Genomic DNA, 21,615 nt, shown 5'->3' with positions numbered 1-21,615 from the left:
CCTTTTCGTCGTGACGTTCCGAGGGCCGGGCAGTGTGCTCCGGTCGCTTCCAACGCTCCCGCCCAGTTGCTTCCAGCCAATCAGCCGCCCGTGTAGGGGGACAGCCCGACACGCCGTGACGCTAGCGCTCGCGTAACTGGCTCAAACAGCAACTGGGAGGAACGCGTGATGGGAGAGGAACGCGGAGGGGAGAATACGCGTCTGCTCTCCAGCCTTAACGCCGACGGCGGGCCGAGGCACCCAGCCCCGGCCCGCCGTCGTCGAGCATTCTGTTCTACTGAAGGTGGCCTTACTGAAGGTGGTCCACCAGTTTGTCGGCGATACCGGTGTACTTGCCCGGCGTCAGGGCCAGCAGGCGGGCTTCGGCGTCGGCGGAGAGGCCAAGACCCTGAACGAATTCCTGCATACGTGCGCCGTCCACGCGCTGGCCGCGGGTCAGGTCCTTGAGGCGTTCGTACGGGTTCTCCATGCCTTCGACGCCGGCGATGGCTTCGGCGCGCATGACCATCTGGATGGCTTCACCCAGGACTTCCCAGTTGGTGTTGAGGTCGCCGGCGAGGACTTCCTCCGCGACATCGAGGGCCTTGAGACCCTTGGCTACGTTGGAGATCGCGAGCAGCGAGTGGCCGAAAGCGACCCCAATGTTGCGCTGTGAGGAAGAGTCCGTAAGGTCGCGCTGCCAGCGTGAGGTGACCAGCGTGGCTCCCAGGGTGTCCAGGAGACCATTGGAGATTTCCAGGTTGGCCTCGGCGTTCTCGAAGCGGATCGGGTTGACCTTGTGCGGCATGGTGGAGGAACCCGTGGCGCCGGCTACCGGGATCTGGCGGAAGTAGCCGATGGAAATGTAGCTCCAGATGTCCGTGCAGACGTTATGCAGGATGCGGTTGAAGCGCGCGATGTCAGCGTAAAGCTCTGCCTGCCAGTCGTGGCTCTCAATCTGCGTGGTGAGCGGGTTCCACGTGAGGCCCAGGCCTTCCACGAACGACTTGGCGACGGCTTCCCAGTCAGCACTTGGGACGGAAGCGACGTGAGCCGCGTAGGTGCCGGTGGCACCGTTGATCTTGCCGAGGTATTCCGTTTTGGAAATGCGCGCCAGCTGGCGGTTCAAACGGTGCGCAATGACAGCAAGTTCCTTGCCCAGTGTGGTGGGCGTGGCAGGCTGGCCGTGCGTGCGGGAGAGCATGGGCACGGAGCGGTTCGCTTCCGCCATGGCTTCGATCTGCCTCACGAGGGCGGTGGCGTTGGGCAGCCAAACGTTCTCCACGGCACCCTGGATACCCACAGCGTAGGAGAGGTTGTTGATGTCTTCCGAGGTGCATCCGAAGTGCACCATGGCGGTGAGGTTCTCGATGCCAATGGCTGGCAGCCTGCGGCCGATGTAGTACTCAACTGCCTTGACGTCATGGACCGTGACGGCCTCAATTTCGGCCAGTTCGTTGACAGATGCGGCATCGAATTCGTTAACGATGGCGCGCAGCTTGGCCACCTGCTCGTCGGACAGCGGCCCCGCACCGGGCAAAACGGACTGGCTGGTCAGGTGGATGAGCCACTCAACTTCGACGTGAACGCGATCGCGGTTAAGTGCGGCCTCGGACAAGTAGTCGACGAGGGGCGCGACGGCGGCGCGGTATCGGCCGTCAAGGGCGCCGAGGGCGAGGGGTTCGGAAGCGAGGGAGACGCGGTGGGATTCAGCCATGAAGTCTATTCTTTCACGTTCCGCGCGGGGGACGAGAGTCGGTGACTGGACTATGTGGACGGCTGATTAGGTTATCCACATAGCCGACGGCGGCACTTCCTTTGGGTTCGGCCGCTCCGTAGCGTCGACCCTACCGATCAGCAGAACAATCAATGGAGTACACAGACAATGAGCGTCGGCTTGATGCCCGCACCCACCCCGCCCACTTTTGATCCTTCCGAGTGTGCTTCCCGAAGCCTCGAAGTCCAAAGGCTCGCATGGCGAATACAAGCGTGCGTAGACCAAGTGGACATGGTCCTCACGTCCCTGCGGAGAGCACAGGTGGATGACTGGCTTTCTCCCGCGGGTCGCGCATACCGGACCACCATTGCCCTGCATGCATCAGCGCTGATGCGTGCACGTGAGAGCTTGGAAGCAGCCGTAGCCACTGTGCTCCGCCACTCCCAAAACGTCTCCGTGTCAAGCGAACGGGGTCCGTAATGGCGGATGCGGCCCCCGTTGGGGCCGGCGCAGCACCGCGCCCCTCTCTCCCGGCCAATGATGGGATTCTCGCTATCAGGGGAGGGATAGGAGGAATGTCTTTTCAGCTGGACGAGCTACTGAGGGGTGCAGGCACCCTTGATGAACTTGTCCAACAGCTCTTGGGCATCGAAGCAGAAGCCCGCCGGGTACAAGAGGGGCTGGAGCCATTTCTCTACGACTCCTATGACACCGGCAGTAATGCCCTCAACGCGGTGGCCCAGGGTCAGAGTGAGGTGGGAAAGGTCCGGCAGGAATTGGTGGAAGTCAGCCGAAGCGTGCGTGCCAGCCATCGGGATTATCTGCTGGCGGAGGCCAGGAATGCCCTGCCGCACGCACTGGCTTTTGACCAGTACCGCCTTTCTGGCGCAAATGGCCTTTTGGCGTTGGGGCGGGACCTCACGGAGGAGGGCTACAACCGCCTCATCCCCGTTGGCTATCAGGTATCCGACGTGCTGCAGACTTTTCTTGATTCACCACTTTTGGCCACCTATCAACCCCGCCCGATAAGCATCGAGAAGATGGAGGAGACCGCCGAGGACGTGCAACCGTCCATGGCGGAAAGCCTTCGTCGTCTCGAGAGGCTTCACGCCCGGAACGACGGTGAGATTGAAGTTATTCGCTTTGACAAGAACGGCTCTGCTTCATGGATGGTGCTGATCCCAGGAACACAGCCTGATTCGCCCACTACGAATCCGTTCGATATCCAAGGAATAGGTGAAGCGCTGGGGTATGACTCTGAAGAAGTTGTCCCGGCTGTTGGTGACGCCCTCCGTGAAGCCGGTGCTTCGGCTGGCGATCAGGTTGTGGCAGTGGGACACAGCCAGGGAGGTGTCCACGCCATGAACTTGAGCCAGGACAAGGCGTTCCTCAGCGAATTCGATCTCAAGTATGTCCTGACAGCAGGAGCTCCCGTTGGAAGTATCACCGCTGAATCGGGCATCAGTTCACTCCATTTGGAACACGTCCAAGATTGGGTACCCGGAGCCGACGGGAGGGTTAATGCCGATACAAAGGACAGGGTGACGGTCACGTTGTCCAATGAGGTCAAGCCCCCCGAAGGGGAAGATCCCGGCATTGGTCCTGGGCACGATCAGGAGAACTACGCTGCAGGAGCGCAACTGGTTGAGGCAAGCAGTGACGAGTCACTCGCGGCATCCACTGCGGTGTTCGCGGGTGTGGTCGGGGCTGGCGGAGTAGCCAAAGTGACTCGGTTCAAGCTCGAAAGAGCGCCGCTCCCCGTTCAAGCATCGGTGATCCGTCCCGCAGCTCCACCGAGCTCCGGATACGAGGGCTTGAGCCGGAACAAGGTAAAACCCTAAAGGAGGAGGCGACGAGGATCCGGAGCTGCTAGCGCTTCCTGGTACCCGGAATCAGGCCCGCCACCATGGAAATGATGCTGATGATGATGGACGCAAGGATGGCTGTCCAGAAGAAGGAATCGATAGTGAGGTGCACAGGTGTGAAAGAGCTTAGCCACGCCGTCAGGTACAGCATCGCTGCGTTGATCACGATGGTGAACAGGCCAAGCGTCAGGATGGTCACGGGGAGGGATAACAACCTGACCAAGGGACGGACGAAAGCGTTCACCACTCCAAAAATCAGGCCGATGAACAGATACGCCAAAATGATGCCCGCTGTATCTGCGCCCTGGGTAAGTCCTGCGTTAGCGGCGGCCGACTCGGTGGCACTTGTGGAGATGTCCATGCCTTGCAGGAGCCAGGTGGCAACCCATAGGGCAAGCCCGTTGATCAGGACACGAATGATGAAGGAACCCATGTGGCCATGCTTTCACACGTGCCCCTTCAAGAGCTCGGCGCCAGCCGTGGATGGGCAAGTAGGCTTGAAGCCATGACTACTACTGACAACGTACCGGAGGGCGTACTCCCTCGTCCGGTCGTGGACAGGCTCCCCAAATATGCGGCTGGAAAACCCCCTGCTGCAATTGAGGGCCTCACCAGCTACAAATTGTCGTCCAATGAAAATCCTCTGCCTCCGATTCCTGCAGTGTTGCAGGCAATCGCAGACCAGACCGACATAAATCGATACCCGGACCCACTGGCGACAAAATTACGCAACGCCTTGGCCGGCTTCCTTGATGTACCCGCTGACGATGTCGTCACGGGCGCGGGGAGCCTTGGGGCCTTGAACCAGATTCTGGCCACGTTCGCCGGACAGAACGACGATGGCAAGCAGGACGAGGTCATCTATGCCTGGCGTTCTTTCGAGGCGTACCCCATCTGCGTCGGCCTTGCCGGTGCGGCCAGTGTCCAAATCCCCCTGCTGTCCGACGGGCGGCACGACCTGGAAAACATGGCTGCTGCAGTTACCGTGCGGACCAAAGTGATCCTCCTGTGCACGCCGAACAACCCCACAGGGCCGATCCTCACCGCCGAGGAAACGGAACGCTTCATCCAGGCCGTGCCGCCGAACGTGGTGGTGGTCATCGACGAGGCGTACCAGGAATTCGTGCGGGATGCTGACGCCGTGGACGGCATCAAGCTCTACCGCAAATACCCCAATGTGGTGGTGCTGAGGACATTCTCCAAGGCTCACGGCCTTGCTGGCCTGCGCGTTGGCTATAGCGTCTCCGGTCCTTTGCTTACCCAGCACCTCCGGGTGACGGCCACTCCCTTTGCCGTTTCCCAAATTGCCGAACGCGCCGCTGTTACGTCCTTAGAGAATTTCGATCAGGTTGTGGAAAGGGTACAAAGCCTGGTGGATGAACGTGATCGCGTGGCGACGGGCCTGAAGGACTTGGGCTGGTTCGTTCCCGAGGCTCAAGGCAACTTCGTCTGGCTGAATCTCGGTGAGCACAGCGCGGAGTTTGCTGCCTTGGCGGCCGAACAAGCCCTATCCGTTCGTGCCTTTGGAAACGAGGGTGTACGAGTCAGCATCGGCGAGGAGGAAGCCAACACCCGCTTGTTGGCTCTCTGTGCAGGTTATACAAAGGCTCCGCAAGGTTCCTAGCGGTTAACAAATGCGCCTTCACTACTTACTGCCGATAAAGTAAGGGACGAAAGCCAAAATATATGCCCGCTTCGGAATGCATTCCGAAGCGGGCATATATCCCAGCGACAGACATTGCCTGGCGACCCGCCACGGCAAGCAAGGAGACGGAATGGGCTCGACACAACTGCCCCCCGGGACGGAAGAAACTCTCGCGGCAAGCACCGCGGCAGCAGCCGCGCCAGGCGAACCAGTGGAAATGGTGCAGTTGCTCGGGCCCGACGGGAAGCTGGGTTCCGATCCTGTCTTCTCGGACTACGCCAAGCGGATTGACCCGGAGAAGCTCCGGGTCTTCTACACGGACATGGCCAGGATCCGCCGCTTTGACCAGGAGGCCACCGCCCTGCAGCGCCAAGGCGAGCTTGCCTTGTGGGTGCCGCTGACCGGCCAGGAAGCCGCGCAGATCGGTTCCGGCCACGCAAGCCAGTCCCAGGACTACATTTTTCCCACCTACCGCGAACACGGCGTCGCGCTGGTCCGCAACGTGGACTTGGCTGAGCTGCTTAAGCAGTTCCGCGGAGTGTCCAACGGTGGCTGGGATCCCAGGGAGAACAACTTCCACCTCTACACTTTGGTCCTCGCCGCGCAGACACTCCACGCTGTTGGCTATGCCATGGGTATCCAAAGGGACCAGAAGCTCGCGGCTGCCGCGGACTCCACTGACCCCAAGGCTGCGGTCATCGCCTACTTCGGTGACGGTGCCAGCTCCGAAGGCGACGTCCACGAGTCCATGGTCTTTGCTGCGTCGTACGACGCCCCCGTTGTATTTTTCTGCCAGAACAACCACTGGGCCATTTCCGTGCCCACTGAAGTCCAGACCAAGGTTCCTCTGGCCAACCGTGCCAAAGGCTACGGTTTCCCTGGGATTCGGGTGGACGGTAACGACGTCATCGCCGTCCACGCCGTTACCGAGTGGGCACTTGAGCATGCCCGCGAGGGCCGCGGACCGGTGCTGATCGAGGCCTACACCTACCGGGTGGGCGCACATACCACTGCCGATGACCCCACCAAGTACCGGGAATCCGCAGAAGAAGCTGCCTGGCGCGAGAAGGACCCACTGGACCGGCTGGAGAAGTACCTGCGCGCCGAAGGGCTGGCGGATGAAGCATTCTTCGACCAGGTCAAGGCTGACGGGGATGAGCTCGCCAAGTACGTCCGCAGCACAACACATGGCCTTGAGGTCCCGGATATCCGCGAAGCCTTCGCCAATGTCTATGCCGAACAACACCCGCTGATCGCGGAGGAACTGGCTTGGTTCGAGGAATACTCGGCGGGCTTCGAAAGCGACGAGGAGGCAGCTAACTGATGGCAACCATGACCATTGCGAAGGCCATCAATGAAGGTCTCCGTGCATCGCTGACGAACAACCCGAAGTCCTTACTGATGGGCGAGGACATTGGACACCTGGGCGGCGTCTACCGCGTCACTGACGGCCTCATCAAGGAGTTCGGCGACGAACGTGTGGTGGACACGCCCCTGGCTGAGTCCGGCATCGTCGGTACCGCCATTGGGCTGGCGCTTCGCGGATACTCCCCGGTGTGCGAGATCCAATTCGATGGCTTCGTATACCCGGCCTTCAACCAGATCACTACCCAGCTGGCCAAAATCCACTCCCGCAGCCTTGGCAAGCTGACCGTCCCCGTGGTCATCCGTATTCCGTACGGCGGCGGCATTGGCTCGATCGAGCATCACTCCGAGTCTCCTGAAGCGTTGTTCGCCCACACTGCGGGCCTGCGCATCATCTCGCCCTCCAACGCCCATGACGCCTATTGGATGATCCAAAAGGCCATCGAGTGCCAAGACCCCGTCATCTTCTTCGAGCCCAAGCGCCGTTACTGGCTCAAGGGCGAAGTGGACGTCGAGAACGCCGGTCTTTCTGAGGATCCTTTCAAGGCGCACGTTGTCCGAGAAGGCACGGATGCGACCATCGTGGCCTATGGTCCGCTGGTGCCGGTTGCCTTGGCAGCCGCCAATGCTGCCACTGAAGACGGACGGAGCATTGAAGTCATCGACCTCCGTTCCATCTCGCCCTTGGACTTTGACACCGTGGAAGCATCGGTCAAGAAGACGGGCCGCCTGATCGTAGCCCACGAGGCCCCCACCTTTGGCGGCATCGGCGGCGAGATCGCTGCACGCATCAGCGAGCGGGCATTCCTGCATCTGGAGGCGCCGGTCATTCGCGTTGGCGGTTTCCACATGCCGTACCCCGTTGCCAAGGTGGAAGAGGACTACCTGCCGGACATCGACAAGATCCTCGAGGCGCTCGACCGCTCGTTGTCTTACTAAACCGTCTTACCAAACCGTCCTACTCATCCGCCGTCCTACCAACCGCCCTGATCCAGCCCGGCTTCGCCGCCGGGTGACCGGAAACCGAGGACCACTGTGACTGTAAAGAAATTCAACCTGCCGGACGTCGGCGAAGGCCTGACCGAGGCCGAGGTAGTGGCTTGGAAGGTCAAGCCGGGCGACGTCGTCGCCATCAACGATGTCTTGTGCGAGATCGAGACCGCCAAGTCCCTCGTCGAGCTCCCTTCGCCCTTTGCGGGCACCGTCACGGAGCTCCTGGTTGAGGAAGGCATCACGGTTGAGGTCGGCACGGCGATCATTGCCGTTTCGGAAGGGCAGGATGGTGAAGCAGTGCCGGCGACACCCCGCGCGCCGGAAGCACCCGCCGTCGAAATGCCTCTTTACGGCAAGCTGCCCGCCGATGATGACGCTGAGGACAACCGCCCGGCCGGCGGTCCGTTGGTCGGTTCAGGACCCAAGGCCGACGCCGTCAAGCGCCGTGCGCGCAAACGCCCGGCCGGGGCCGTGGTTGAGGCAGCTACGGTCGCCGAGAGTGCCGAAGGTACCGTTCAGGACCACCAAGCAGTAGTGGAGGCCAAGGCAGCCGAGTCGCCGGTTTCACACCGCACGGCCACGGCACCCGTCGTCGTCGCGCCCGAACCGCAGGCGCCGCAGACTGCGGCCTCACGCGGCTCGGCCATCAGCGGAACCATCAGCGGTCTGGTGAACAGGGTCCTGGCCAAGCCTCCCGTGCGTAAATTTGCCCGCGACCTTGGCATTGACCTCGCTGACGTCGTGGCTACCGGGGAACGCGGTGAAGTGACCCGGGAGGACCTGGTGAGCTATCAGGCCCAGCGCGATGCCGAGCACGACCAAGCGGACAGTTTCTGGGGCGCATCAAAGAAACCCCAGGATCAGCGGGTGGAACGGATGCCGGTCAAGGGCGTCCGTAAGGCCACTGCGAAGGCCATGGTGGATTCAGCTTTTTCGGCTCCCCACGTCAGCATTTTCGTTGATGTGGATGCCAGCCGCACCATGGAATTCGTCAAACGCTTGAAGGTCTCCCGCGACTTTGAAGGCATCAAGGTTTCGCCGCTGCTCATCCTTGCCAAGGCCGTTATCTGGGCCGCAGCCCGCAACCCCAGCGTCAACGCGACCTGGGTGGATAACGCCGACGCTAAGGGCAGCGCGGAGATTCTGGTCAAGCACTACATGAACCTGGGCATCGCCGCCGCCACGCCCCGCGGGCTCATGGTCCCGAACATCAAGGACGCCCAGGACCTTTCCCTCAAGGAATTGGCCTTGGCCCTCAACGAGTTGGCAACCAAAGCGAGGGCAGGGAAGACGCAGCCGGCTGAGATGCAGGGTGGAAGCCTGACCATCACCAACATCGGCGCGCTCGGCATTGATACGGGAACACCCATCATCAACCCAGGCGAAGTAGCCATCATTGCGTTCGGAACCATCAAGCAGAAACCTTGGGTCTTGGACGGCGAAGTTATCCCGCGCTGGATCACCACACTTGGAGGTTCCTTCGATCACCGCGTGGTGGACGGGGACTTGTCCGCCCGCTTCATGGCGGACGTCGCATCCATTCTTGAAGAACCGGCCCTGCTGCTTGACTGACCAGCAACCCGACTCGGGCGCTGCCCGTGGCACAGAAACAATAATCCAGGATCGCGGCCATCTGCCCCCACAACTATTGACAGGACCATGGCGCACGGTGGCCCGGGTGCTGACGGAAGTTTTACAGCCGCCGGTTGTCGTTTTGGTCCTGCTGCTAATCAGTCCGGCCAGCGAACCCGGTTTCCCGGGGACCGTCTGGTTCGGGTTGCTCGCCGCGATGTTCGTCTGCGTCCTGCCGTTGGCTTATGTGCTGGTGATGGTGAAGCTCGGCAAGATCACGGATCACCATGTCAGCGACAGACGTCAGCGGCCGGCGTTGCTGCTGCTGACCTTGGCGTCCGTGTTGGTTGGCCTGCTCGTGCTGCGTTTGCTCGGTGGCCCGGTGAGTGTCACGGTGATGATCCTCGCCCTCATCGGAGGGATCGGGGTACTGGCGGTCGTTAGTGCATTCTGGAAAATGAGCGGTCATGCCTCCGCTCTTGCGGCGGCCGTCGTGATTACCGTGATGATGTTTGGGCCGGCGTGGCTCCCTTTGTTGCTCCTGGTGCCGGCGGTTGGCTGGTCGCGACTGGTATTGCGCGCCCACACTCTCGCTCAGGTTATTGCAGGCTCGTTGTTTGGCGGCATTGTGATCGCCGGCCTGTGGTGGCTGCTGCGGGAGTGGATGCTCTAGGAGCTAGAACGCCGGGTAACTGACCAGCAGCGCCTGAAGTTCCGTCGTCGACATTTGGTTTGCCATCTCGACGCTGATGCCCATGGCGACGGCGGCAACGGTGACCATGGCCACGCAAGCCAGGGACAGGAAGCGCCAATCCTTGCGGAAGACGCTGCCCATCGTCTCCGGCATCTCAAGGCTGGGGGAGATCATGTTCGGAGCGCTGTCCCAGGAGCCGTCGTCGAGCATGGCGATGATGCGATCGTTGATTCGGTCATAGCGCATGGTGCTGATGTGGTTGCCATGGCGGGCAAGCAGGATGTCGTGTCCCACGCGTTGGCGCGGCTGCAAAGTAAGCAAGAAAATGATCCCCTGAAGTCAGTAAGTGGAGGTGGCGCGCGCCATTGCGGGCATCTCGATTTTATAACGATGACTTCACGGGATAGGTCGAAAATAAGCCAAACGCCGGGTGAGGCTCCCCACCCGGCGTCGTGATCCAGCTCGCGTTACGGCTGGTCTGTCTTAGCGATGTAGACGTCGCAGGGTGCGGTGTGTGCAACCGTGTTGGCTACGCTGCCAAGGACGCGACCCAAGCCCTGCATGCGACGGTTTCCCACCACGATGAGGCGGGCATCCTGCATTTCAGCTTCTTTGACCAAGGCTTCACCCGGTTTGCCGCGGGCGGCCGAGTAGGTGACCTCGAGGCGGTCGTCCGTCAGGCGCTCGGCGACGGCGCGAGCAACAGCTTCAGCTTCGGCAGCGTCGGAGACGATCCACTTGTCGGTGCCGATCTCAACCACCTCTGTCCGGTTGCTGTCGAAGGCGCTGACCACGCGCAGGCTGGCTCCGAGGCCGATCGCCAACTGCTGGGCGGCCTGCGCTGCCCTCATTGCGGTCTCGCTGCCGTCTACTCCGACGATCACAACTCCGGTCATTGTGGTGCTCCTTCATTGGTAGCTTCAATGGCATCCGCCAGGACAGGGGCCAAGCGGCGGACACCTTCGGCTATCGTATCCGGCGGCACGGCGCTGAAAGCGAGCCGGAGCTTGTTGGAGGGGCCGTCAGCCGGGGAGAAAGCTGCACCGGGGATGAAGACCACTCCGGCGTCGATTGCCTTCCCGAGCAGGGGATAGGTGTCCACGCCGTCAGGGAGAGTGACCCACACGAAGAAGCCGCCATCCGGGCGTGTCCAGGTGAGGCCGGCAGGCATGTATTCGTCGAGCGCGGACAGCAGTGCCTGGCAGCGCTCGGCATAGAGCGTCCGGTAGGTGTCAATCTGCCCTTCCCAGTCGTACTCGCGAAGGTATGCCGAGACGAGCATCTGATTCAGGGGAGGCGGACAGAGGGTCACGGCCTCGGACGCAAGATAGAAACGACGCTGCAAGTGCGCGGGAACCAAGGCCCAGCCGATGCGCAGCCCTGGAGCAAAGATCTTGGAGAATGAGCCCAAGTAGATGACGTCATCCGGGTTCGCTGCGCGCATAGGGGCGATCGGGTGGCCGTCGAACCGCAGCAGTCCGTAGGGATTGTCCTCGAGGACAATAATATTCGCTTCCCGGCATATATCGACGATCCGCTGCCTGCGCTCCTCGGCCAAAGTGATGCCGGAGGGGTTGTTGAAGTTGGGGATCGTGTACAGGAACTTGATGTTCTTGCCTTCGGACTGCAGCGCAGCGATCCTGGCCTCAAGCAGCTCGGGTACCAGGCCGTCGTCGTCCATTTCAACGGGTTCCACCTGGACTTGGTAGGCCTCGAACGTGTTCAGGGCGCCCACGTAGGTAGGGTTTTCCACCAGAACAACATCGCCGGGGTTGCAGAACACCTTAGTGGCGACATCCTGGGCCGACTGCGATCCGGCGGTGATGACAATGTTCTCGGGAAGGGCGTCGGTGATTCCTTCGGTCGCCATGATGCCGCAGATCTGTTCGCGGAGTTCCTCCGTGCCTTGGCCGCCACCATACTGCAGGGCGGTCATTCCCTCCTCGGCGATGATGCGAGCCGCTGTTTGGCCAAGCTTCTCGAGCGGTAGGGACTGCAGGTACGGGTTGCCGCCGGCGAGGGAAACGAGGCCCGGCTGCATCGAAATGTCGAAGACATCCCGGACAGCGGACTGCTTGATGTTGGCGGCTCGCGCGGAGAACAATTCTTCGTGCGGGTGGGCAGCCGTGGCCGCCCGCTCAATGGCGTCGATGGCTTCAGCGGGCAACGTTGCGCCGGCATCCAATGTTTCGTGGGTCACAGTGACAGGATACTCCTCGATGTTGCTAATTAGGCAACAGTTGTTTTCGGATCACCCTATTTCCTCAGGCCAAGCTTTACGCCGTGATCGGGAACGGCTGGAATGTAGCTATGACACCGCACCGGGGACCCGTGACCAAGGCCGAGCATTTCCATAAACTCCACGACGCCGGGCCCGCCCCGTTGGTCCTTGTGAACGTATGGGACGCGGCCTCGGCCCGCGTAGTAGAGGAGGCGGGGGCGACGGCGATTGCCACCTCAAGCTCGGCCGTCTCCTGGAGCCTGGGTTTCCGGGACGGCGATCACGTGCCGTGGGGCCTGGCTATGGCTGCACTCGGACGCATTGTGGGGGCGACCCGGTTGCCGGTCTCGGCGGACATTGAAACCGGCTACGGGCGCAACGACGACGAACTTAGGGCCACAGTCCACGCTGTCCTGGACGAGGGGGCCGTGGGAATCAACATCGAGGACTCCGCTACCGAGCCGCTCACGGGCATCGCCGAACAGTCACGCCGGATCGCCTTGATCCGCGCTGTTGCTGACGATCGTGGAATACCGCTGTTCATCAACGCCCGGACTGACACCTACCTGTCGGGCCAGTTCCCGGACGACGCCTATGACGAGACTTTGCGGCGTGCCGAGGCCTACCTCATTGCGGGTGCAGACGGAATCTTCGTGCCCGGCGTCGTGGATCTCCATGTCCTGCATGAGCTTTCCAGCCGCATTCCTGCGCCGCTCAACGCGCTGGCGGGCGTCGGTGCGCCGTCACCCCTTGAACTGCACGACGCCGGAGTTCGTCGCGTCAGCATTGGTGGCAACACTGCCAAAGCGGCGTACGCCAAGGTGGCGCGGGTGGCGAAGGAAATTCTCGGTGACGGCAATTGGGCGGGGCTGGCCGGCACGCGAAGCCACGATGAAATGGACTCGCTTTTCGCACCCGGGCCCAAATACAGCCTTTGAACCCAGTAAAGCCTTTGAACCAGAGGCACGACGGCGGCGCGCGGCTTTAATGTCAGAGCTCGCCTCTAGCGTGGGTCACGGAAGACGAGGGGAGAATCCATGGCACGGCGCAGTGTGCAGTTCTGGCGGATCGAGCAGCTGAACGGTGAGGAGCTCAGCCGTCCTTTTCCAGCGCGCCGCGTTGCCGAGGTTCTGAAGAAAGCCCAGGATGCGGAGACGGACAGGCACTTCACCAGTGCTGACGGCACCGTGTTGCTGGCTCAGGCAGTGGCGTCAGCACCTCATCCCGTGCTGCTGTTGGACCGGGTGAGGGATACCAATCTCCCGAGTGTCGGCGATGCCCTTGGTCGGCGGAAACCCCTGCCTTTGGCTCCGGGGGATCATCTGCTGGAGACTACCTACTTTGCCTTTTTGAAGAGGAACGTCATCGCGGTGCTGACCAGTGGCAACGGACCCCGGGCGTCCAGGATGGGCGAGTATCTCGAGGGAATGCTGGGGCTTGAGCCGAACCTGGTTCCGGTTGTCCGGGAGGATATCGACGAAATCCTGACCCGGTTGGAGGTGAGCCGTTTCGAGTTCGCACTTCCTGCGGAACGCCTGTCCGGAAAGCTCATGGAGGGCGAATGGGCTGACGTTTTGGACAGCGCCTCGCGGCTCATGAATGAGGGCACGTTCCGGATTTCCTTGAGTGTGGGCAGGTCGGGCAAGGTCGAGGACAAGCAGCGGATTCGGGAACGTATCCAACAGTTGATTGATCTCTTCCGGAGGGCGGGTTCCGTGGAGCATTTCGACTACGTGGTAGCCGAGGGCAAGGACTCCCTGACAGGGGACCGTGAAGTGGTGGACCTGCTGAAGGAACGCTTCATTTCGCACATCGAGGTTGACCCGGATATCTTCAACGATCCCCGGAGGTCCACCGCTGAGGCCATCACCATCCTCACCAAGCAAGCCAGGGACAACGAAGCATTCTTCGCCAGGACCTTGCCTGACATCAAAGGCTCGGCTGATTCGGGGCTGGTGCCGGACCTCGTTGCGGGTGGAATGGCCACTGTTCGGGCAACCCTGGCCGCCGCTGAGAAGAGCGCTGAAACAGCCGGGCAAGTTGAAACAGCCGGGCAAGCAGCCCACGGGAACCAAGGCGGTGCAGATCATGAGCTTGTACGAGGTTGACGTGGAGCGAAGCGGGCGCCGAAAGACTCCGTGGCGCTGGTTTCTGTTGCATCCCGGCGCTGACTTCGGATGGGCTGCGATTGCCGTTGTGATCTGGCTGGGAATCGCGTTGCTGGCGCGTCAACCCCTGATGTTGGAGGGCGTGGACCCTGGTGCGCGGCGAACCTTGTTCCAGACCCTCGCCACCCTGGCCGGGGCTACTGCCGGCCTGACTCTAACCAGTGTGTCCATGCTGATCAATGTGCTGGGAAAGAAGGCTGCACCGGGTCAGCGGGAACTTCCCCTTGAGAAACTGTCCGCCTCTCACCGACGCCAAATTGGCGAGGTGTTCCTCTTTGCCATCCCCGGGTTGGGGCTACTGGTGGTTGCGGCTTTGGTCACGGTGGTCCTCGAAGGAGACGCAGCCACGGGCCTCTGGATCCCGGAAGCAGTGGTCTTCATGCTGACTTTCGCTTCAGTCCTGGCCCTGCTGAGGGTGGCGTGGGCACTCCGGCGAGTGCTGGCCATTGCAACGGCATAGCTGCCCAGCCGACCGCCTGCCCCCACCCAGCCGACCGCCAGCCCGCTAATTCGTTGCCAGCCCGCTATTCCGTCGCGGGCCAACCACGGAATAGCGGCTCGGCAACGTGGCAGCGGGGAACCCACGGAGCAGCGCGCCCCGAATCAGCACTCACCGCACGCTCAGCGCCTCCGTCAATGTCCTGCCGTTCACGTAGATCTCGGCCCTCGAAGCGCCACTGGCCGACACTATGGTTTGGGTGAGCTGCGCCTGGATTCGGGGGATGTCGCACATGCCCCCGGGTCGCAGGGATCCGCTGAGGTTGACCACTACGGTGGCGCCGCTCATGTAGCCGGAGAGGTAGCGCAGAGACGAATTAGCCAGAGCATCGTAAAGGGCCGCGTCACTATCCACCGGCATTCCTGCCTCCAGTAGCCGGCCGAGCGCCACGGACAACGGGTCGCCGGGCACGGCAATCCCCCTGACGGGTACCAGGCTGTCGTTGCAGCCGAATCGTATGCCGCGGGCGCCGCCGTCGTCGATTGCCACGTAGTAGACCGCTGGTCCGGAGTGGTCCGAATCCACGGGTACCACCGTGGCCGTTGGTTCAGGCGTGCTGGTGCCTGGTTGGGGTGAAGGCTCGACGATGGGCACCGGTTGGGTGGGCGCGGCCCCGGAGGAAGCGGGGGTGCTCGGGGGAGCGGTTGTCGGCGCGGGGGTTGGTGCTGCCGGCGCGGGCGTCGCAGCGGGCACGACGCCGACGGATGGAGTATCTGGGACCACGGGGGCAGAAGCTGAGGGAGCAGGTGCGGAAGCAGCGGGCGCAGTGCTCGTTGAAGGTACCAGCGGCGTCACCGAAACCGTCGGCAAGGGCGCGGCACCTTCAGGAGCTGCGGGCCCCACAGGGACAGCGGTGCAGCCAGCAACCCACAAGCCAAAAACGAGGCAGGCAGCCGTGATCGCCGTCGTACTTTTTGGTCCCCGTCCGGCATGCATGACAGCCCCGCGCTCCTGTCCGTCCACCTGTACCTCCAACGTTAGGATGGGGAGGCGGAACACAACATGCCGTTACGGTGACGGTTCGGACAAGAGTTGATCACGCCCTGCCAAAACAGAAGCAACGCGAATGCCCCCGCTCCGCGGATTGCGGAACGGGGGCATCAAAAGCGGAAAGACTAGGCTGCTGCTTCTTCGTCCTGAACGGCGGTCAGGGGCTCGAAAATGCCCTTGATCTGCTCAACAACCTCGGCGTCGTCCTTCGGGTGCAGTTCCGCGAAACGGATCATGGAGCCCGGAACGGCCAGCTTGACGTCTTCCAGAACCTTGGCTCCGGCGATGCCCACGGCCTTGCGGGCCTCGTCCTGGGCCCACACGCCACCGTACTGGCCGAAGGCGGTTCCGACGACGGCGGTCGGCTTGCCGGAGAGGGCGCCGGCGCCGAAGGGGCGGGACAGCCAGTCGATGGCGTTCTTCAGGGAAGCCGGGACGGTGCCGTTGTGTTCGGGGGTGACCAGCAGGATCGTGTCGGCGCCTTCTGCGGCGGCGCGGAGGGCTGCGGCTTCGGCGGGGACCTGGCCTTCCACGTCGATGTCCTCGTTGTAGAAGGGGATGTTGCCCAGGGAGTCGTGGATCTGCACGTCGACGTTCTCAGGTGCGTTCAGCTGGATGGCTTCGGCGAGCTTCTTGTTGTGGGAATCGGCGCGGAGGCTGCCGACGAGGGTAAGAACTGTGCTCTTTGACATGGTGTCTCCTTGTGTCTGGCCGGGGGCGGCCGTTCAGTGTCTTGGCTTTGGGGCCTTCATCGATACTAAACGGACTATGGTCCGCTTTCTATTCCCGGGGTCTAGAATATTTCTGTGAGCTCGATCCCCATCCGGCCGGACGTGCCCCTAGGTGCGCCCCACGAGCGCAGTGACGCAGCGAGGAATCGCGAGCGATTACTCAACGCTGCCCGGGACCTGGTGGCGGAGTTTGGTGCCGAAGCGCTGACCATGGACGCCCTCGCCTGCAAGGCCAAAGTTGGCAAGGGGACAGTCTTCCGCCGTTTTGGTAGTCGGGCGGGGCTGATGATGACCCTGTTGAGTGACTCGGAGTCTGAATTCCAGCACGGCTTCATGTTCGGGCCGCCGCCGCTTGGGCCGGGCGCAACCCCGAAAGATCGTTTGGTGGCCTTCGGGGAGGGTCGGATCTATTTCGTCCTGGAAAACGGCGAACTCCTGAAAGCGGCTGGCGCTGCTACCCGCAACAGGTTCGATGTCCCGGCTACCAAGCTTTCGCATCGACATATGGAGGTCCTGCTGCGGGAGGCGGGAATCGCGGATCCTTGGGTGATGGCGATGTCCTTGACTTACGCACTGGACCCTGAGCGAATAGTCGACGACGTACGTGTCCGCGGCATTTCACCCACGAGGCTTACCGACTCCTGGCGCGAGCTGATCACCCGTCTCCTGACGACAGCTTAGATCGCAGAACCGGCAGCGCTGATATGGGAGCAGGCTCCTGTTAGCGTCCCCATCCCCGCGGCTGTAAGCGGGACAGTGCTGCCGGCGTCGAAAACATGACGCAAGCCGCACATAACAATATGGCTGCAGGCGCGAAACCGGGCGCCTCGAAGCAAAACGTGAAGCAGTTATTGTGGTAGTTTCCTCTTGAATGTGACGCATGCCATACAGGGCTGGTGATCACTGAAGGGGTGCGGGGGACCCAACAACCCGCTGCGCCACTTCGCAGCTGACGCCGGCCACAGCCGGGAACCGCGGAAGGACGAGCATTGAGTTTTGCCACGATTCGGGGCAGCCGCCCGACATGCTGAAATATCTGATGAAGCGGTCGGGTATCTACCTGATCATGATCTTCCTGACAACAAGTGCGGGTTACTTCTTGGCGGTCTCGTCACTGAAGCCTGCCGTTCTCGAGCAGGAAAAGATCCCGCGGCCAACCCCCGAACAGGTTGCCGCATCTTTCCGCGGGCTTGGACTGGACCCGGACAAGAACCCCTGGGAGCGTTACCTGGAATGGCTCTGGGGCATCGTCACCCGCTGGGACTGGGGCCGCAGCCCGAACGGCGCATTCGTCAACGCCGAATTCGCGGACCGCGTGCTGGTCTCCACCCGGCTGTTCATCGCCTCGATCATCCTCACCTTGGTCATCGGCGTCGCCCTCGGTGTGTACTCCGCCGCCCGCCAGTACAAGTTCCAGGACCGCGTCATTACGTCCTACAGCTACCTGGTCCACATTCTCCCCGCACCCATCGCGTACTTCCTGGTGCAGCTCGGCGCCATCAGCATCAACGAGGCCGTTGGCGAGCGCATCTTCTTCGTGACGGGAATTTCGACGCCGGGAATTGAGCCGGGCTGGCCGGCTTTCGTTGACCTCGTGGCCCACTACGCCGTCCCCACCTTCGCGATGACCATCTTCGGTTGGGCCGGTTACCAGATCGCCCAGCGTCAGTACCTTCTGGACAACGTGAACGCCGACTTCGTGCGCACTGCCCGGGCCAAGGGGCTCACCCGAAACCAAGCCATCAGGAAGCACGCCCTGCGCGTCTCCTTCATCCCGGTGGCGCAGAGTATCGCCTTCACCATCCCGGCCATTTTCACGGGAGGCTTCTTTGCTGAGGCAATCTTCGCCTGGCCGGGCATCGGACTCTGGAGCATCCAAGCCATCAGCCTTCAGGACGTCAACGTCGCCACTGCCACGCTGGCCTATGGCTCGGTGATCTTCGCGATCGGCGCCATCCTTGCCGACTTCGCCACCACGCTGGTCGATCCACGAGTGAGGGTCCAGTAATGACCAACATCATCGATCCCATTGCGGAACTCGACGAAGCCCGGGTTGCCGACCAGGACGTCGTAATTGGGAAATCCCGCATCATCTTCCGTCGCTTCATGCGGAACCGGACCGCCGTCGCCGGCTTGTTCATTTTCCTTGCGCTGTTCCTCTTCTCGGTCTTTGGCGGGTTCCTTACCTCCTGGGACAAGGACACCCTGGATCCGTTGAACATTGGAATGCCGCCGTCACCGGACCACTTGCTGGGTACCACGCAGGCCGGAATCGACCTCATGGCGCTTATCGTGGACGGCACCCGGACCTCCATTCTCATCGGCCTGATCGTGGGCGGAGTTTCCGTCCTCATTTCCGCGGTGTACGGCTGCACCATGGCGTTCTTCGGGGGCAAGGTGGACGCCACCATGCTGTTCATCCTTGAAGCGCTCATCATGATGCCCGCCATCCTGGTGGTGGCCGTGGCGACCAGCGGCAGCGGTGGGCTCAAGGACCTCCCCAGCTGGCTCCTGCTGATCGTTGTCCTGCTGTTCTTCAGCTGGATGGGCACCGCCCGCCTGGTGCGCTCGCTGTCCATGTCACTGATGCAGCGCGATTACGTCAAAGCCGCAAAATACATGGGAGTCCCTTCCCGTCGCATCGTGTGGCGCCACCTCGTCCCGAACATCGGCTCGCTGCTGGTCCTCGACTTCACCCGCGGCATCACCGGTGCCATCCTGGCCGAGGTCGCGTTCTCCTTCATCGGCATCGGTATCAAGCTCCCGGACGTCAGCCTCGGTGTCCTGATCGGCCAGGCAACGGGCCAGGTGTCCTCCTTCCCGTGGATGTTCTGGGTACCGCTGACCGTCATGTTCCTGCTGACCGGCTCGCTCGCCATGATGAACGACGGCCTCCGTGACGCCTTCGACCCCAGCTCCAGCTCCATCGGACGGGCCAAGACCAAGACCGCAAAGGCTGGCAAATGAGCACCAACACCACTCCCGCCGAGCGCCTCCGCGATGCAGGACTCTACGCACCCGGCGACGCCGTCCTCAGCGTCCGCGACCTGAACGTCCGGTTCAATTCCGAGAACGGCGTGGTCCATGCGGTCCGCGGCGTCGACTTCGACCTCATGCCCGGCAAAACCCTGGGCATCGTGGGTGAATCCGGATCCGGTAAGTCCGTGACCTCCATGGCCATCATGGGCCTCCTGCCCGAAACCGCCGACATCACAGGCTCCGTCCGGTACAAGGGCAAGGAACTCCTGGGACTCAGCGACAAAGCTATGTGCAAACACCGCGGTAACGACATCGCCATGGTGTTCCAGGACCCGCTGTCCTCGTTGACGCCGGTCTACACGGTAGGCACCCAAATCATCGAGGCACTGACGGTCCACAACCCCACCATGAGCAAGCAGGCCAAAGAAGCCCGCGCCGTCGACCTTTTGCGCATGGTGGGCATCCCCAGCCCCAAGGACCGGCTGAAGGCCTTCCCGCACGAGTTCTCCGGCGGTATGCGCCAGCGCGTCATGATCGCCATCGCCATCGCCAATGATCCCCGCGTACTCATCGCAGATGAACCCACGACGGCGTTGGACGTCACCATCCAGGCGCAGGTGCTCGAGGTCCTGCACACCGCGCAGGAGGAGACCGGGGCCGCCGTCGTCATGATCACGCACGACCTCGGCGTCGTTGCCGGCATGGCCGACGACATCATGGTCATGTACGCAGGCAAGCCCGTGGAAACGGGCACCGTGGAGGACATCTACTACAATCCGCGGATGCCCTACACGCTGGGCCTGCTCGGTGCCGTTCCCCGCGTCGACACAGCAACCAAACAGTCGCTGGTGCCCATCGAGGGAACGCCGCCCAACCTCGCATTGCCGGTGACCGGCTGCTCCTTCGCAGCCCGTTGCCCCCTGGTCAGTGATGCCTGCCTGAACGGCGAACCGGAGCTCTTCCCGGTGCCTGGTGTGGAGGGGCGCGGTTCAGACGGCCAGACCCTGGGACACAAAGCGGCGTGCATCAAGACTGACGAACTGTCCGGGAACGCCGATGCGCACAAGATTTTCCACGCGCCGCCCAAACCCGTTTCAAAGTTCGACGGCGTCGCTCGGGTCGAGCGCGAAAAGGTCCTGGAACTCAAGGACGTGAAGAAGCACTTCCCGCTGCTCAAGGGTGCTTTGATCAAGCGACGGATCGGCACGGTCAAAGCCGTGGACGGTCTGAGCTTCGACATCCGCGAAGGCGAGTGCGTCTCGATCGTTGGTGAGTCGGGCTGCGGCAAGACCACCACGCTCCTGGAGATCATGGAGTTCCACCCGGACCAGGTGGGTGAAGTAGTGATCGGCGGTGTCAGCAACAAAGTGGCCACCGACCACAAGACCAAGATGGCCATGCGCAAGGAAATGCAGATGGTGTTCCAAGACCCAACGGGTGCCTTGGATCCGCGCTTCACGGTGTACGAGGTCCTGGCCGAACCCCTCGAAAACTTGGGAATGCCCAAGGCCGCCGTCAAGAAACGCATCATGGAACTCATGAAGTTGGTGGGCCTGCAGCCGGACCACGTGAACCGCTTCCCCAACCAGTTCTCCGGGGGCCAGCGCCAACGCATCGGCATTGCCCGGGCGCTCGCGGTCAACCCGAAGCTCGTTGTTTTGGACGAACCCGTCTCTGCTTTGGACGTCTCAGTGCAGGCCGGAGTCATCAACCTGCTGGACAAGCTCCGCGCCGAACTGGGCCTCAGCTACCTCATGGTGGCCCACGACCTCTCGGTTGTCCGGCACATTTCTGACCGCGTGGCCGTCATGTACCTGGGCAAGATCGTGGAAACCGGCGATGTGGACCACGTTTTCGACAACCCGCGCCACCCCTATACACGGGCCCTGTTGTCAGCGATCCCGGTGCCGGACCCCAACCTGGAACGGACCCGCGAACGCATCATCCTGCAGGGTGACCTACCCAGCCCGCTTGATGCTCCCCAGGGATGTAATTTTGCGACCCGTTGTCCCGTCTTCGCGGCACTACCTGCCGCAAAGCAGGAGAAGTGCCTTACTCTGGAGCCGCCACTGGCATCGGAGAAGGAAAGCGCACAGGACTTCGCCTGCTTCTTCCCGGACGGAGAGATAGATGCTGACATGCTGGTGGTGCATGCCTGACGACATATGACGCATCGATTGAAACCCTGTTATTCAAC

At 62.1% G+C, this 21,615-nt stretch carries 22 protein-coding genes; 15 read left to right on the top strand and 7 right to left on the bottom strand.

The genetic code is table 11. From position 1 onward, the window contains the following. Positions 1-289 precede the first annotated feature (289 nt). Positions 290-1,696, bottom strand: a complete 1,407-nt coding sequence (gene purB / locus ACLRGI_RS12890) for an adenylosuccinate lyase (protein WP_419202037.1) — start codon at positions 1,694-1,696, stop codon at positions 290-292. A gap of 168 nt (positions 1,697-1,864) precedes the next feature. On the opposite strand from purB, the gene ACLRGI_RS12885 reads away from it, so the two are divergent. Further along, positions 1,865-2,176 carry a hypothetical protein gene (locus ACLRGI_RS12885; RefSeq protein WP_419202036.1) on the top strand — a complete coding sequence of 104 codons (312 nt, stop codon included), beginning with the start codon at positions 1,865-1,867 and terminating at the stop codon, positions 2,174-2,176. Positions 2,177-2,271: 95 nt separating this feature from the next. Continuing rightward, positions 2,272-3,537 carry a hypothetical protein gene (locus tag ACLRGI_RS12880; RefSeq protein WP_419202035.1) on the top strand — a complete coding sequence of 422 codons (1,266 nt, stop codon included), beginning with the start codon at positions 2,272-2,274 and terminating at the stop codon, positions 3,535-3,537. Positions 3,538-3,565: 28 nt separating this feature from the next. Here the strand turns inward: ACLRGI_RS12880 and ACLRGI_RS12875 are convergent, their stop codons facing one another. After that, complete coding sequence (locus ACLRGI_RS12875) at positions 3,566-3,994, bottom strand: phage holin family protein (RefSeq protein WP_419202034.1); 429 nt, start codon at positions 3,992-3,994, stop codon at positions 3,566-3,568. 72 nt (positions 3,995-4,066) lie between these two features. Here ACLRGI_RS12875 and ACLRGI_RS12870 point away from each other — a divergent pair, with 72 nt between their 5' ends. The 5 genes from ACLRGI_RS12870 (at position 4,067) to ACLRGI_RS12850 (ending at position 9,809) form a co-directional block, all read left to right on the top strand. Continuing rightward, positions 4,067-5,185: a histidinol-phosphate transaminase gene (locus ACLRGI_RS12870; protein WP_419202033.1), complete on the top strand. Its 1,119-nt coding sequence runs from the start codon at positions 4,067-4,069 to the stop codon at positions 5,183-5,185. 151 nt (positions 5,186-5,336) lie between these two features. Next, positions 5,337-6,530: a pyruvate dehydrogenase (acetyl-transferring) E1 component subunit alpha gene (gene pdhA, locus ACLRGI_RS12865; RefSeq protein WP_419202032.1), complete on the top strand. Its 1,194-nt coding sequence runs from the start codon at positions 5,337-5,339 to the stop codon at positions 6,528-6,530. Then, positions 6,530-7,510 (top strand): alpha-ketoacid dehydrogenase subunit beta, encoded by a 981-nt coding sequence (locus tag ACLRGI_RS12860; RefSeq protein WP_062072602.1) that lies wholly within the window; start codon positions 6,530-6,532, stop codon positions 7,508-7,510. The genes pdhA and ACLRGI_RS12860 overlap by 1 nt, the downstream gene beginning before the upstream one ends. Positions 7,511-7,606: 96 nt before the next feature. Further along, complete coding sequence (locus ACLRGI_RS12855) at positions 7,607-9,136, top strand: dihydrolipoamide acetyltransferase family protein (RefSeq protein WP_419202031.1); 1,530 nt, start codon at positions 7,607-7,609, stop codon at positions 9,134-9,136. A gap of 76 nt (positions 9,137-9,212) precedes the next feature. Beyond that, on the top strand, positions 9,213-9,809 hold the full coding sequence (locus tag ACLRGI_RS12850) for a phosphatase PAP2 family protein (RefSeq protein ID WP_419202120.1): 597 nt from the start codon (positions 9,213-9,215) through the stop codon (positions 9,807-9,809). 3 nt (positions 9,810-9,812) lie between these two features. Here the strand turns inward: ACLRGI_RS12850 and ACLRGI_RS12845 are convergent, their stop codons facing one another. From ACLRGI_RS12845 to ACLRGI_RS12835, 3 genes are all read right to left on the bottom strand, one after another. Then, a complete protein-coding gene (locus ACLRGI_RS12845; RefSeq protein ID WP_419202119.1) occupies positions 9,813-10,124 on the bottom strand; it encodes a hypothetical protein in 312 nt (103 codons plus the stop codon). Between the two features lie 173 nt (positions 10,125-10,297). Then, complete coding sequence (locus ACLRGI_RS12840) at positions 10,298-10,726, bottom strand: universal stress protein (RefSeq protein ID WP_261609865.1); 429 nt, start codon at positions 10,724-10,726, stop codon at positions 10,298-10,300. Beyond that, positions 10,723-12,030 carry an aminotransferase-like domain-containing protein gene (locus ACLRGI_RS12835; RefSeq protein ID WP_419202030.1) on the bottom strand — a complete coding sequence of 436 codons (1,308 nt, stop codon included), beginning with the start codon at positions 12,028-12,030 and terminating at the stop codon, positions 10,723-10,725. The genes ACLRGI_RS12840 and ACLRGI_RS12835 overlap by 4 nt, the downstream gene beginning before the upstream one ends. Positions 12,031-12,140: 110 nt before the next feature. On the opposite strand from ACLRGI_RS12835, the gene ACLRGI_RS12830 reads away from it, so the two are divergent. The 3 genes from ACLRGI_RS12830 to ACLRGI_RS12820 all read left to right on the top strand — a co-directional run bounded on the left by ACLRGI_RS12830 (position 12,141) and on the right by ACLRGI_RS12820 (position 14,679). Then, positions 12,141-12,989, top strand: coding sequence for an isocitrate lyase/PEP mutase family protein (locus ACLRGI_RS12830; protein ID WP_419202029.1), 849 nt, complete (start codon positions 12,141-12,143; stop codon positions 12,987-12,989). 99 nt (positions 12,990-13,088) lie between these two features. Further along, a complete protein-coding gene (locus ACLRGI_RS12825) occupies positions 13,089-14,159 on the top strand; it encodes a hypothetical protein (protein WP_419202028.1) in 1,071 nt (356 codons plus the stop codon). Further along, complete coding sequence (locus tag ACLRGI_RS12820) at positions 14,140-14,679, top strand: hypothetical protein (RefSeq protein ID WP_419202027.1); 540 nt, start codon at positions 14,140-14,142, stop codon at positions 14,677-14,679. Before ACLRGI_RS12825 ends, ACLRGI_RS12820 begins: the two co-directional genes overlap by 20 nt. A gap of 150 nt (positions 14,680-14,829) precedes the next feature. On the opposite strand, the gene ACLRGI_RS12815 is transcribed toward ACLRGI_RS12820, so the two are convergent. Then, the gene (locus ACLRGI_RS12815; protein WP_419202026.1) at positions 14,830-15,243 is read right to left on the bottom strand and encodes a GerMN domain-containing protein; all 414 of its coding nucleotides are present in this window, start codon (positions 15,241-15,243) and stop codon (positions 14,830-14,832) included. Between the two features lie 10 nt (positions 15,244-15,253). Here ACLRGI_RS12815 and ACLRGI_RS12810 point away from each other — a divergent pair, with 10 nt between their 5' ends. Further along, positions 15,254-15,754 (top strand): hypothetical protein, encoded by a 501-nt coding sequence (locus ACLRGI_RS12810; RefSeq protein WP_419202025.1) that lies wholly within the window; start codon positions 15,254-15,256, stop codon positions 15,752-15,754. 79 nt (positions 15,755-15,833) lie between these two features. Here ACLRGI_RS12810 and ACLRGI_RS12805 read toward each other — a convergent pair whose 3' ends face one another. Continuing rightward, positions 15,834-16,400 carry an NAD(P)H-dependent oxidoreductase gene (locus tag ACLRGI_RS12805; RefSeq protein ID WP_419202024.1) on the bottom strand — a complete coding sequence of 189 codons (567 nt, stop codon included), beginning with the start codon at positions 16,398-16,400 and terminating at the stop codon, positions 15,834-15,836. 114 nt (positions 16,401-16,514) lie between these two features. On the opposite strand from ACLRGI_RS12805, the gene ACLRGI_RS12800 reads away from it, so the two are divergent. The 4 genes from ACLRGI_RS12800 to ACLRGI_RS12785 all read left to right on the top strand — a co-directional run bounded on the left by ACLRGI_RS12800 (position 16,515) and on the right by ACLRGI_RS12785 (position 21,577). Then, positions 16,515-17,120: a TetR/AcrR family transcriptional regulator gene (locus ACLRGI_RS12800; RefSeq protein ID WP_419202023.1), complete on the top strand. Its 606-nt coding sequence runs from the start codon at positions 16,515-16,517 to the stop codon at positions 17,118-17,120. A gap of 343 nt (positions 17,121-17,463) precedes the next feature. Further along, a complete protein-coding gene (locus tag ACLRGI_RS12795; protein WP_419202022.1) occupies positions 17,464-18,447 on the top strand; it encodes an ABC transporter permease in 984 nt (327 codons plus the stop codon). Further along, a complete protein-coding gene (locus ACLRGI_RS12790) occupies positions 18,447-19,406 on the top strand; it encodes an ABC transporter permease (protein WP_419202021.1) in 960 nt (319 codons plus the stop codon). The genes ACLRGI_RS12795 and ACLRGI_RS12790 overlap by 1 nt, the downstream gene beginning before the upstream one ends. Beyond that, complete coding sequence (locus ACLRGI_RS12785) at positions 19,403-21,577, top strand: dipeptide ABC transporter ATP-binding protein (RefSeq protein WP_419202020.1); 2,175 nt, start codon at positions 19,403-19,405, stop codon at positions 21,575-21,577. Before ACLRGI_RS12790 ends, ACLRGI_RS12785 begins: the two co-directional genes overlap by 4 nt. Positions 21,578-21,615: the final 38 nt, after the last annotated feature.

Origin of the sequence: Paenarthrobacter sp. PPS72, assembly GCF_048537125.1 — a bacterium.
GTDB classification, from domain to species: Bacteria; Actinomycetota; Actinomycetes; order Actinomycetales; family Micrococcaceae; genus Arthrobacter; species Arthrobacter nitroguajacolicus_E.
Note: the sequence above shows the minus strand (reverse complement) of the source record. Positions and strands in the feature narration are given on the sequence as shown.